The organism is Mycobacterium sp., from assembly GCF_004298145.1.
Lineage (GTDB): Bacteria > Actinomycetota > Actinomycetes > Mycobacteriales > Mycobacteriaceae > Mycobacterium.
The window spans coordinates 1-11,970 of the sequence record NZ_SCRH01000028.1 but is presented as its reverse complement, the minus strand read 5'-3'; the positions used below and the strand labels follow the sequence as shown (position 1 = coordinate 11,970).

General features: G+C 69.6%; 12 protein-coding genes. 9 read left to right on the top strand and 3 right to left on the bottom strand.

The window, feature by feature from the left end; genetic code table 11:
* The first annotated feature begins 204 nt into the window (after nucleotides 1-204).
* The 3 genes from dapB to EPN51_RS10155 are packed head-to-tail and all read left to right on the top strand — an operon-like array spanning nucleotide 205 to nucleotide 1,846.
* On the top strand, nucleotides 205-939 hold the full coding sequence (dapB, locus tag EPN51_RS10165; protein WP_293041476.1) for a 4-hydroxy-tetrahydrodipicolinate reductase: 735 nt from the start codon (nucleotides 205-207) through the stop codon (nucleotides 937-939).
* A complete protein-coding gene (locus tag EPN51_RS10160; protein WP_293041473.1) occupies nucleotides 939-1,394 on the top strand; it encodes a hypothetical protein in 456 nt (151 codons plus the stop codon). Before dapB ends, EPN51_RS10160 begins: the two co-directional genes overlap by 1 nt.
* Nucleotides 1,391-1,846, top strand: coding sequence for a flavodoxin family protein (locus EPN51_RS10155; RefSeq protein WP_293041470.1), 456 nt, complete (start codon nucleotides 1,391-1,393; stop codon nucleotides 1,844-1,846). Before EPN51_RS10160 ends, EPN51_RS10155 begins: the two co-directional genes overlap by 4 nt.
* A gap of 6 nt (nucleotides 1,847-1,852) precedes the next feature.
* On the opposite strand, the gene EPN51_RS10150 is transcribed toward EPN51_RS10155, so the two are convergent.
* A complete protein-coding gene (locus tag EPN51_RS10150) occupies nucleotides 1,853-2,686 on the bottom strand; it encodes a thioesterase family protein (protein WP_293041467.1) in 834 nt (277 codons plus the stop codon).
* Between the two features lie 38 nt (nucleotides 2,687-2,724).
* On the opposite strand from EPN51_RS10150, the gene EPN51_RS10145 reads away from it, so the two are divergent.
* Both EPN51_RS10145 and EPN51_RS10140 read left to right on the top strand, forming a co-directional pair.
* Nucleotides 2,725-4,257: a class I adenylate-forming enzyme family protein gene (locus tag EPN51_RS10145; RefSeq protein WP_293041464.1), complete on the top strand. Its 1,533-nt coding sequence runs from the start codon at nucleotides 2,725-2,727 to the stop codon at nucleotides 4,255-4,257.
* Complete coding sequence (locus tag EPN51_RS10140) at nucleotides 4,254-7,481, top strand: carboxyl transferase domain-containing protein (protein WP_293041461.1); 3,228 nt, start codon at nucleotides 4,254-4,256, stop codon at nucleotides 7,479-7,481. The genes EPN51_RS10145 and EPN51_RS10140 overlap by 4 nt, the downstream gene beginning before the upstream one ends.
* A gap of 12 nt (nucleotides 7,482-7,493) precedes the next feature.
* On the opposite strand, the gene EPN51_RS10135 is transcribed toward EPN51_RS10140, so the two are convergent.
* Complete coding sequence (locus tag EPN51_RS10135) at nucleotides 7,494-7,823, bottom strand: PE-PGRS family protein (RefSeq protein WP_293041458.1); 330 nt, start codon at nucleotides 7,821-7,823, stop codon at nucleotides 7,494-7,496.
* Between the two features lie 99 nt (nucleotides 7,824-7,922).
* Between EPN51_RS10135 and EPN51_RS10130 the strand changes: the two genes are divergently transcribed.
* From EPN51_RS10130 to EPN51_RS10120, 3 genes are read left to right on the top strand one after another with little or no spacing between them, the layout of a single operon-like run.
* Nucleotides 7,923-8,705: an SDR family oxidoreductase gene (locus tag EPN51_RS10130; protein WP_293041455.1), complete on the top strand. Its 783-nt coding sequence runs from the start codon at nucleotides 7,923-7,925 to the stop codon at nucleotides 8,703-8,705.
* The gene (locus EPN51_RS10125) at nucleotides 8,702-9,892 is read left to right on the top strand and encodes an acyl-CoA dehydrogenase family protein (protein WP_293041452.1); all 1,191 of its coding nucleotides are present in this window, start codon (nucleotides 8,702-8,704) and stop codon (nucleotides 9,890-9,892) included. Before EPN51_RS10130 ends, EPN51_RS10125 begins: the two co-directional genes overlap by 4 nt.
* 11 nt (nucleotides 9,893-9,903) lie before the next feature.
* Nucleotides 9,904-11,001, top strand: coding sequence for an acyl-CoA dehydrogenase family protein (locus tag EPN51_RS10120; RefSeq protein WP_293041479.1), 1,098 nt, complete (start codon nucleotides 9,904-9,906; stop codon nucleotides 10,999-11,001).
* A gap of 52 nt (nucleotides 11,002-11,053) precedes the next feature.
* On the opposite strand, the gene EPN51_RS10115 is transcribed toward EPN51_RS10120, so the two are convergent.
* Nucleotides 11,054-11,803: a dienelactone hydrolase family protein gene (locus EPN51_RS10115; RefSeq protein WP_293041450.1), complete on the bottom strand. Its 750-nt coding sequence runs from the start codon at nucleotides 11,801-11,803 to the stop codon at nucleotides 11,054-11,056.
* Here EPN51_RS10115 and EPN51_RS10110 point away from each other — a divergent pair.
* A partial coding sequence (locus tag EPN51_RS10110; RefSeq protein ID WP_366509421.1) for a pentapeptide repeat-containing protein occupies nucleotides 11,750-11,970 on the top strand: 221 nt, incomplete at its 3' end. The two genes, EPN51_RS10115 and EPN51_RS10110, sit on opposite strands and share 54 nt — an antisense overlap.

Genomic DNA, 11,970 nt, shown 5'->3' with positions numbered 1-11,970 from the left:
GGCAACGGAAGACCCCGCGGCCAACGCCCCAACCCCGGGAAACCGTCACCGAAGTCCTGACACACAAACCGTCACCGATGTCCTGATACAGAACTGTCACCCATGTCCTGAGACATCACAGGCCGCCGGGGGAAATGGACAATGCCCGCCGCTGTGGATAAACCGCGAACTGTGGACAAACCGCCCCGGTCTAGGGTGAAGGCCATGCGGGTAGGGGTGCTGGGAGCCAAGGGAAAAGTCGGATCGACGATGGTGGCCGCCGTGCAGGCCGCCGAGGATCTGACGCTCTCCGCCGAGGTGGACGCCGGTGACTCGCTGAGCCTGCTGACCGACGGCGACACCGAGGCGGTCATCGACTTCACCCACCCCGACGTGGTGATGGGCAACCTGGAGTTCCTCATCGGCAACGGAATTCACGCCGTCGTCGGGACCACCGGCTTCACCGCCGAGCGGCTGCAGCAGGTCGAGGCGTGGCTCGCCGAGAACCCGAAAACGTCGGTGCTGATCGCGCCGAATTTCGCGATCGGGGCGGTGCTGTCGATGCACTTCGCCAAGCAGGCGGCGCCCTTCTTCGACTCGGCCGAGGTGATCGAGCTGCATCACCCGCACAAGGCTGACGCCCCGTCGGGCACCGCGACGCGCACCGCCAAACTGATCGCCGAGTCCCGAAAAGGCTTGCCGCCCAACCCCGATGCCACCAGTACCGGCCTGCCGGGTGCGCGTGGCGCCGACGTCGACGGAATCCCGGTGCACTCGGTGCGCCTGGCCGGACTGGTCGCTCACCAGGAGATCCTGTTCGGCACCGAGGGAGAGACGCTGAGCATCCGCCACGACAGCCTGGACCGGACCTCGTTCGTGCCCGGCGTGCTGCTGGCGGTGCGGCGCATCAAGGAACGCCCCGGCCTGACGGTGGGCCTCGAGCCCCTGCTCAATTTGTGATGACCAAAGCGCTGCGCACCCAATTGCTGGTCGCCTTCCTGTGCGTCGCGTTGTTGGTGTACTTCGCGCTGCTGGGCCACCTGGCCGTAGCGATGATCGCCTCCGGCCGGGCCGCGGCCGTCGGTCTCGGGCTGGCGGTGTTGATCATGCCCGTCATCGGCCTGTGGGCGATGCTCGCGACCCTGCGGGCCGGGTTCGCGCACCAGAGGCTCGCGCGCCTGATCGCCGACGACGGAATGGAACTGGACACCGGCACACTGCCGCGCCGGCCTTCGGGCCGCATCCGGCGGGACGCGGCCGACACGCTGTTCGCCTCGGTGCGCACCGAAGTGGAGGACCACCCCGACGACTGGCGGCGCTGGTACCGGCTGGCTCGCGCCTACGACTATGCGGGGGATCGCCGCCGCGCGCGTGAAGCCATGAAGACGGCTGTCAACCTGCAGGGCCACCAATGAGCAAGACGCTGCTGATCGTGCACCACACGCCGTCGCCCCACACGCACGAGATGTTCGAGGCGGTGGTGTCCGGCGCGACCGACCCCGAGATCGAGGGTGTGGAGGTGCTGCGCCGGCCGGCGCTGACGGTCTCGCCCGCCGAGATGCTGGACGCCGACGGCTATCTGCTGGGCTCCCCGGCCAACCTCGGCTACATCTCGGGCGCCCTCAAGCACGCGTTCGACTGCTCCTACTACCAGCTGCTCGACTCCACTCGCGGGCGACCCTTCGGGCTGTACCTGCACGGCAACGAGGGCACCGAGGGCGCCGAGCGCGCGGTCGACACCATCACAACCGGACTGGGTTGGTCCAAAGTCGCTGAGACGGTGGTGGTTTCGGGCAAGCCCAGCAAGGAGCAACTGCAGGCATGCTGGGAGCTCGGGGCGACGGTCGCGGCCCAGTTGATGGAGTGACGCTGCCTACGTGTAGGGCGGCTTGAACGCGTCGGCCGGTTGGGCCAGGGCCAGCGCCGAACTGGTGCCGATCGGGCCGTGCCGGTCGAACAGGGTGGCCGCGCCGGTGGCTACCCCGTCCGCGCTGTAGTGGCTCTGGGCGGCCAGCCCGAGGAATTCGCCGTCGGGCAATCGGCTCGCGGTGACGGTGTAGTCGGCGTTGATATAGCGCAATCCGCCGGTGCCCCAATGGGTGAGCGAACTGGTGATGTCGCCGGCGAACGCCAGGCGGGTGAACGGGGTGAGCGGATGGCCCTCGACCATCGGCCGAAAGAGCCTGGCCCACGCGAACTTCTGGGAGTCAGCCTGCTCCCACTCGCCGGCCGCGATACCGGGGCTACCGGCGCGGGTCGCCCCGTACCCCCAGATGAGGAACGGCATGTCCGCCGGGAACCCGTCCGACGACGTCGGAAGCGGCGGCATCTCAACCCGGGTGGACCACACCTGACCGTCCGGATGATCGCCGCGACGCAGGAACAGCGCGCTGGCCCGCGCGACAACCGTGCCCCTTTGCACCAGCTCGCCGTCGACCAGCTTGAGGCGCCGGCCCTCCCGCTGGATCGACGTCCGAATCCGTACCGGCTCCATCAGGGCCGGGCGCAACAGGTCGACGGTGAACCGGGCGGGCTGCAGCCCCGGTTCGATACCGGATTGTTCTATGCCCCAACCCAACAGGCCCCCGACGATCTGACCGCCCATGGCCGCGCCCCACGGCCCCTGCGCCATCACGCCCGGAACATAGGAGTCGCCGTCCACAGTGAAAAACGCCTCGGGCATGATGGCGGAATCCTCGATTGTCACCGTTATCACGATAGGACACCGGAGAGTGAGGACCGGGCATGCCTCCAGTGATCGAAATCGCGCGCGACCGCAATCCGTTCGCGATGACCGGCGTGTCCCGCGGCCGCGACGGCATTCCGCGATACGACGAGCTGCCCGCCACCCTGCTGGACATGCTCGCCGAACACGTCGACGCCCGTCCGGACAGCGAGGCCGTGGTCGAGCTGGGTGGCGACCGGCTGACGTACCGGCAGCTCTGGGACCGCGCGGCGCGAGTCGCCGGCGGGCTGCGCGCGGCCGGCGTGAAACAGGGCGACCGCGTCGCGCTGCGCTACCCCGCGGGGATCGACTGGGTGCTGGCGTTCTGGGGCACGGTGATGGCCGGTGGCATTGCGGTGGCGGTCAATACGCGATCCGCGCAACCGGAGGTCGAGTTCGTCCTGTCCGACTCCGGTGCGCAGGTCGATCTGGCGCCGGATTCTGCGCTGCCCGACGGGCCGCCGTATGTGGCCGAGCAACTCGGCCGCACCGACACGGCCGCCCTGTTCTACACCTCGGGCACCACCGGCCACCCGAAAGGGGTGCCCACCACGCACGAGGCGTTCCTGACCAACACCGAGAACGCGATCCGCTGTCTGCAACAGCCGCGGGACCTGGGTGAGGGCATGCGAACGCTCATCTCGGTTCCGCTGTTCCATGTGACGGGTTGCAATTCACAGCTTTTGGCTGCCGCCCGGGTCGGGGGAGCGTCGGTGATCATGCCCGCGCTGAGCCTCGACGCGTTGATCGCCGCGTTGAGCGCCGAGCGGGTGTCGGTCATGGTGACCGTTCCGGCGATCTACTCCTTACTGTTGCGGCACAACGGTTTTGCCGGGGTCGACGTCTCCGGGGTTCGGTGGGTGGGCTACGGCGGGGCCCCGATCGCCCCGTCGCTGGTGCGGTCGGTGAAGAACGCGTTCGGCCACGCCACCGTGTTCAACGGCTACGGCATGACGGAGACGGCGTCGCTGATGACGGTGCTGCCCGACCGCGACGCCATCGAGCACGCCGACTCCGTCGGCTACGCGGTCCCATCGGTCGACCTCGGGGTGATCCCGTTCGGGGATGAACCCGGCGTGGGAGAGCTGGTTACCCGGGGCGCCAACGTCACGGCCGGCTACTGGAACCGACCGGAGGCCACCGCTACGACCATTGCGGGCGGCTGGCTGCACACCGGCGACGTGGTGCGGGTCGACGACGCGGGCCGGGTGCACATCATCGACCGGCTCAAGGACATCATCAACCGCGGGGGCGAGAACGTCTCCAGCGTCGAGGTCGAGGCCGTGCTGCTGGCGGCGCCCCATGTCGCGGATGCCTGCGTGCTCGGGGTTGCCGACGACGTCATGGGGGAGAAGGTGGGGGCGGTGCTGTTCGGCGGTGACGACGAGATCGACGTGCGGGCCGTACTCGACCACTGCCGCGGTCAGCTGGCCGACTTCAAAGTGCCGCAATACGTCACGGTGGTCGAAAGTGCGCTGCCGCGCAATGCCGGTGGCAAGCTGCTCAAGGCCAGGCTCCGCGAACAGGTGCGGTGGGGGGAGCCGCTGCGATGAGCGCGAGCCTGTTGGTCGCCAACCGCGGCGAGATCGCACTTCGAATCATCCGCACCGCAATCGAACTGGGTATGCGAACGATCGCGGTCTACGCCGACGACGATGCGCAGAGCCCGCACGTGCACGCGGCCGACGAAGCGATCGGGCTCCCCGGCAGCGGCCCGCAGGCCTACCTGGACCAGCCCGCCGTGCTGGCGGTGGCGAAGAGCTCCGGCGCGGACCTGATCCACCCTGGTTACGGATTCCTCAGCGAGAACGCCGAATTCGCCAACGCCTGCGCGGCCGGTGGGTACACCTTCGTGGGCCCCGACGCCGGGGTGCTGGAGTTGCTCGGCAACAAGACCTCGGCGCGCGCCGCCGCGATGGCCGCCGGGGTGCCGGTGCTGCCCGCGACGGAGGGGCCGAGCGGCGTCGAGGACATCCACGCATTCTTCGCCGCGCAGCAGGGCGGCATCATGCTCAAGGCCCTCGCCGGCGGCGGCGGGCGGGGAATGCGCAAGGTGCACGGCGCCGATCAGATCGACGAGGCCTACCAGCGCTGTGCCGCCGAAGCGCGGCTGGGTTTCGGTGATCCGGCGCTGTTCGCCGAGGCGCTGCTCACCGGCGCCCGCCACATCGAGGTGCAGGTCGTCTCCGCGCCGGCCGAACACCACACGCATGCGCTGGCGGTCGGTGATCGCGACTGCAGCATCCAGCGCCGCTACCAGAAACTGGTTGAAATAGCTCCCGCCCAAGGGCTTTCGGACGATCTACGCCGCGCGCTGCACCGGGCGGCGGCACGGCTGTGCGCGCGCGTGGGCCTGTGCGGGCTGGCCACCGTGGAATTCCTGGTCACCGGCGAGGATTTCGTATTCCTCGAAGTCAACCCGCGAATCCAGGTGGAGCACACCGTCACCGAGGAAACCACCGGCGTCGACCTGGTGGCCGTCCAGCTGGCGATCGCCGGCGGCGCGTCCTTCTACCAACTGGGGCTGGCGCCGGGAATCGCTTCCGACGGCGCCGAAGTCATCGGTGAGCCGGCCGCTGCGCGCGGTACCGCAATTCAGCTCAGGGTCAACATGGAGACGTTCGGGCCCGATTTCTCCGTGCTGCCGTCGGCGGGCACACTCACGGTGTTCTCCCCTCCGAGCGGCCCGGGAGTGCGCGTCGACACGTATGGCCGGCCGGGGCTCGTCGTGGGCCCACAGTACGACTCGCTGCTGGCCAAGGTCATCGTTCACGTGCACGGGACGTCGTGGCAGGCCGCGGTGCGGAAAGCGGGCACCGCGCTGTCGGAGTTCGGTATCGAGGGCATTCACACGAACATCGGATTCCTGCGCGAACTGCTGCGCGACGACCGGATCCAATCCGGTTGGGTGAATACCGGTTTCCTCGACGAAAACCTTCCCGAACTCGCGGCCGCCGCGTCGTCGCCCCAGCGCGATCCCCAGGTGGCGGCGGTCGAGCTCTATCCCGGCGAGGACGCGCTGCGCGCGCAGCTGGCCGGCACGGTGGTCGAGGTGGCGCCCGAAGGGGCCGAGTACGCCGCGGGAAGCCAGCTGGTCGTCCTGGAAGCGATGAAGATGCAACATGTGCTCGTCGCTCCGGGCGCGCTGCGGACCGTCCGGGTTCTGGTGACACCCGGACAGGTTGTCGGGACGGGGGATCCGCTGTTGGTCTTTTCCCGCACCGAGGCGGGCTCGGATGGCGAATCATCAGCAACCGCACCGGATCTCGACAGGCCGCGCGCCGACCTCGACGAGGTCGCGCAGCGCCATGCGCTCACCCTGGACGAGGGCCGTCAGGCCGCCGTCGCCAAGCGGCACCAGCGGGGACGCCGGACCGCCCGGGAGAACATCGCCGATCTGGTCGATCCCGGCAGCTTCGTCGAATACGGCGCGTTGGCCATCGCGGCGCAGCGCACCCGGCGCTCGGAAGAGGACTTGATCGTCAACACCCCGGCCGACGGCCTGGTCGCCGGCCTGGCCACGATAGGCGCGGACCGGTTCGGCCGGGCCGCGGCCGAGGCCGTCGTGGTGTCCTACGACTACACCGTGCTGGCCGGCACGCAGGGCATGCGCAACCACGCCAAAACCGACCGCGCCCTCGACCTGGCCGCGCGAAAGCGGCTGCCCGTGGTGCTGTTCGCCGAGGGGGGAGGCGGCCGGCCGGGCGACACCGACGTCGGTGGCGTCGCCGGGCTGGACGTGCCGACCTTCCGGATGCTGGCCGGGCTGCGCGGGGAAGTGCCGCTGGTGTCGATCGTCTCCGGCCGATGCTTTGCCGGCAATGCCGCGCTGGCCGGGGTCTGCGACGTGATCATCGCAACGCCGGACGCCAACATCGGGATGGGCGGGCCGGCGATGATCGAGGGTGGCGGGCTGGGCGTGTACCCACCGGAGGCTATCGGGCCGATCGGTGTGCAGCGCCGCAACGGCGTGGTCAGCCTGGTCGCCCGCGACGAGGCGCACGCGGTGTCACTGGCCAAGCAATACCTGTCGTACTTTCAGGGCGGCCTGGGTGCGTGGGAGGCACCCGATTCCCGGCTCGCCCGGCATGTGGTGCCGCAGAACAGATTACGCGCCTACGACGTACACCGGGCGATCGAGGCGATCGTCGACGTCGGATCCGTTCTCGAGCTGCGGGGAGACTACGGAGTGGGCATCGTTACCGCGCTGGTGCGCGTCGAAGGCGTGCCGTACGGGCTGATCGCGAACAGCACGCACCACCTCGGTGGCGCGATCGATGCCGAGGCGGCCGACAAGACCGGCGACTTCCTCGCCCTGTGCGAATCGTTCGGGCTGCCGGTGATCTCGCTCTGCGACACCCCCGGCTTCATGGTCGGTCCCGACGCGGAGATCCAGGCGGCGGTTCGCCGCTTCGGCCGGATGTTCGTGCTCGGTGCGCGGTTGACGGTGCCGCTGGGAATGATCATCTTGCGCAAGGGGTACGGGCTCGGCGCGATGGCAATGGCCGGCGGTTCCTTCCGTGCGCCCCAATTCACCATCGCCTGGCCGACCGGGGAGATCGGCGGTATGGGTTTGGAAGGCGCCGTGCGCCTTGGCTACAGCAAGGAGCTGGCCGCTGTCGATGATCCCGGGGAACGGCAGAACCTCTTCGACCGGCTCGTGGCCGCCGCTTACGAGCACGGCAAGGCGCTGCGCGCGGCCACCACGTTCGAGCTGGACGACGTCATCGACCCGGCAGCCTCCCGGGCCTGGATCACCAGGCTCTCGGGAGGCTGACGGATCGAGCGTTTATCCGTGGCCGGAGCCGCACCCGACGCCGGGCAGGCAGCCGGTGCCGCCCGGTATGCCGCCGGGGCCGGCGTTCTGGCCGCCGGAGCCGCAGCCCACGCCCGGGATGCAGCCCTGGCCGCCCGGACCGCCGCCGGGACCGGTGAACTGGCCTCCCGAGCCGCAGTTTCCGTTGGCGTCGCAGCCGCCACCGCCCGGGTCTTCCTTGAAGGTGACGTGGGTCGGTGCGGGGGAGCTGGCGGCGGGTCCGGTGACGAAGACGTCAGCGGCGGCCGCGGGCGCGGCGGCGATAGCCGCTGCGACAGCCCCGGCAACCACCAGCGGTTTCATGAGTGTCAATTTCGATAGCATGCGCGTGGCATACCACCTCGACACATGTCCAAAACATCGCGAATAGGATTCGGTGGCAAACGACGGAAGGCCAACGACATGACCTCACAAGATCTGACCGGCCGTACCGCGATCATCACCGGCGCGTCACGCGGAATCGGCCTGTCGATCGCCCAGCAGTTGGCGGCCGCCGGAGCCAACGTGGTGCTCACTGCACGCAAGCAGGAGGCCGCCGACGAGGCCGCCGCTCAGGTCGGAAAGCAGGCCCTCGGTGTCGGTGCGCATGCGGTCGACGAGGACGCGGCCCGGCGCTGCGTGGACGTGACGCTGGAGCGCTTCGGCAGCGTCGACATCCTGGTCAACAACGCCGGGACCAACCCCGCATACGGTCCGCTCATCGACCAGGATCACGCCCGCTTCACCAAGATCTTCGATGTCAACCTGTGGGCTCCGCTGCTGTGGACGTCTCTCGTCGTCAAGTCGTGGATGGGCGAGCACGGCGGGGCGATCGTCAACACGGCCTCCATCGGAGGCATGCACCAATCGCCGGCGATGGGCATGTACAACGCCACCAAGGCCGCGCTGATCCACGTCACCAAGCAACTCGCGCTGGAACTTTCGCCGGGTATCAGGGTCAACGCGATCTGCCCCGGCGTGGTGCGCACCAGGCTGGCCGAGGCGCTGTGGAAGGACCACGAGGATCCGCTGGCGTCGTCGATCGCGCTCGGACGCATCGGCGAACCGATCGACGTGGCGGCGGCGGTCGCCTTCCTGGTTTCCGACGCGGCGAGCTGGATCACCGGCGAAACCATGGTCATCGACGGTGGTCTGCTGCTCGGCGCCGCACAGGGATTCCGGTCCGCGCCGGGCGGCGGCCAATGAACGCCGTCGATACGGCCGACCTGGACGCGCGGGTACAGGCACTGTTAGACGAGCACGATCCCGCGACCAGCGGCCAGCGGGAATTCCTTGGTGCGCAATACGATGCGGGCCTGGCCTGGGTGCATTTGCCGCAGGGTTTCGGCGGGCTGGATCTGCCGCGCACCGCCCAGGAGCGTGTCGACGCCCGACTGGCCGCCGCCGGCGCACCGGTGGGCGGCACCCCCAAGAACTACATCGGGATGGGCATGGCCGCGCCCACCATCGCGGCCTTCGGCACCGACGAGCAGAAGCGAAAGTTCCTGCGGCCCTTGTTCACCGGCGAGCAGATCTACTGTCAATTATTCAGCGAGCCGGGAGCCGGATCCGACCTCGCCGGGGTGTCCACCCGCGCGGTCCGCGACGGCGATCAGTGGATTGTCAACGGGCAGAAGGTGTGGACGTCGCAGGCGCAGCACGCGCAGATGGCCATCCTGGTCGCCCGCACCGATCCGACCGTGCCCAAACACGCCGGCCTGACCTACTTTCTGTGCGACATGACGCAATCCGGCGTCGAGATCCGGCCGTTGCGCCAGATCACCGGAGAGGCCGAGTTCAACGAGGTGTTCCTGACCGACGTCCGGGTGCCCGATGCGAATCGGCTCGGCCCGGAGGGCGGCGGTTGGCGAGTCGCGACCACCACCCTGAACAACGAACGGGTCGCGATCGGTTCCCGCGCCGGCGCTCCGCGGGAGGGCGGCCATATCGGCAAGGTCACCGAAGCCTGGCGCGACGAGCCGGCGCTGCGCAATCCCGCCATGCACGATCAGCTGATGCGGCTGTGGGTGGAGGCCGAGGTCCTTCGGCTCGCCGGTGAACGGCTGCGGCAACAGGCCGCCACCGGTCAGCCGGGCCCAGAAGGTGCCGGCATGAAGGTGGCGTTTGCCAAGCTGGCGCAAGCGATTTCGGGCTTCGAGATCGAGCTGCACGCCGAATCCGGGCTGTATTACGACGACTGGACCATGCGCAGGCCCGAGACGGTCGACCTGATCGGTCGAGAGCCCGGATACCGCTATCTGCGGGCACGCGGCAACTCGATCGAGGGCGGCACTTCAGAAATCCTGCGCAACACCATCTCCGAGCGGATTCTCGGTCTGCCGGGTGAACATCGCGTCGACAAGGACGCCGCGTGGAAGGACTTGCCCCGATGAGCCCCCAGCGCGTGCAGGCCGGGGATCTGCTGTACTCCGACACCGAAGAGGCGTTGCGGGCCGGCGTCCGTCAATTGTTCGCCGAGCGTTGCCCGCCCGAATCGGTGGCCCGCGTCTATGACGCGGAGCCCCAAGACTTTTCGGGGGTTTGGCGGACGCTGGCCACCGAACTCGGGCTGGCCGGCCTGCTGGTTCCCGAATCGCTCGGCGGCGCCGGCGCCGGCGCCCGCGAGGCGGCGGTGGTCATGGAGGAGATCGGCCGCGCGGTCGCGCCGGTGCCGTTCCTGTCCAGCGCGGTCCTCGCCACGGTCGCGCTCGTGCGCGCCGGTGACACCCGGGCCCTGCCGGCGCTGGCCCAAGGCGAGCTGACGGCGGCGTTGGTGGTGCCCCTGACCACCGCGCCGGGCGACCCGGTCACGGGCGTGAGTGTCGGGTCCGACGGACTCGGCGGATCGGTCACCGGCGTGGCCGGCGCCGGCGAGGCCGATGTGCTGGTGGTGCCGGCCGCCGGTCCGCGCGGGCTCGAGCTGCACACCGTCGACCGCGCCGCGGCGGGCGTGCAGGTGTCGCCGCTGCTCGCGCTGGATATGACCAGACCCCTTGCCGCCGTGTCGTTTTCGGGTACACCGTCGTCGCGGGTCGGAGCGGGCGAAGGTCCGGTCGCCGACGCCATCCTCACCGCGGCGGCCCTGCTGGCGTCCGAGCAACTCGGAATCGCCCAATGGTGTTTCGACACCACGCTGGACTACGCCGGGCAACGCAGGCAGTTCGGCCGCACCATCGGCTCGTACCAGGCGATCAAGCACCGGTTGGCGGACCTGTGGTTCGAGGTCGGCGCGGCGGCGGCCGCGGCGCGCTATGCGGCCGACACGTGCGCCCGGGTGGGTGACGACGCGGCCGCCGCGGCCGCCATCGCCCAGGCCTACTGCGGCGACGTCGCCGTGCATGCCGCCGAGGAATGCATACAGCTGCACGGTGGCATCGGTATGACCTGGGAGTATCCGGCGCACCTGTACCTCAAGCGGGCGAAGAGCGACCAGCTTGCCTTCGGCACCGGGTACCGTCACCGCGCCCGGCTGGCCGAGTTGGTCGACCTGCCGCCGTCCTGATGTTGCACGGCGCCGCCGGGGCGCTGGTCGCCGCGAAACTACTGCTGGCCCCTCAGCGCGGCAACGCCCCGGCGAACACCTCCGTCATGGCGTTCCAATGCCGTTCGGCCGCGGCGGGGTCGTAGGGCGCGTTGTCCGGGACCGCGAATCCGTGGCCTGCCGAATACCATTCGATGGTGTGCTCGACGCCGGCCGCAGTCAGCGCCTTGTCGAGCTGTTCGGCGTGAGCGGCGGTGAAGGACGCGTCGTTCCGCGCGCCACCCACGTACACCGTGGCGCTCATCCGGTCGGCCAGCAAGTGCGGGCTGTCGTCGGTGTCGGACACCAAACCGCCGCCGTGGAAGGACGCCGCCGCGGCCACCCGGTCGGGCACCCGGCCGGCCACCATGAGCGATGTCCGCCCGCCCATGCAGTAGCCGCACACGCCGAATCGCTCGCCCGACACCTCGGGGCGAGCGGCCAGATAGTCGAAGAACGCGGTGGCGTCGGCGGCCATCCGGTCCGGGGTGATGCTGCCGATCATCGAAAACAGGCGCCTGCGTTCCTTTTGATCACCGAAGACGGTCGCCATGTCGAACGGCGCCCAGTCGGCGGTGCGGTAGTAGACGTCCGGGAGCAGCACGGCATAGCCGAATCCCGCCAGCTTGGCGGCCATCTGCTCGAAGGTGTCCCGCACGCCGCCGGCGTCGGGATACATGACCACACCGGGCCACGGGCCTTGGGACTCCGGGCCGGCGGGGGTGAACAGGTGAACGGTGCAGGTGCCATCGGGCGTGGTGACGACGTCGGTGATGTTCGGCATGGCACCCGTTCTACTCCGTGCGCCGACAAACGGAAATCACTGGCGTCGACCCGCCGCGCCCGGCTTCGCCGCGCCCGGCTTCGCCGCGCCCGGCTTCGCCGCGCCCGGCTTCGCCGCGCCCGGCTTCGCCGCGCCCGGCTTCGCCGCGCCCGGCTTCGCCGCGCCCG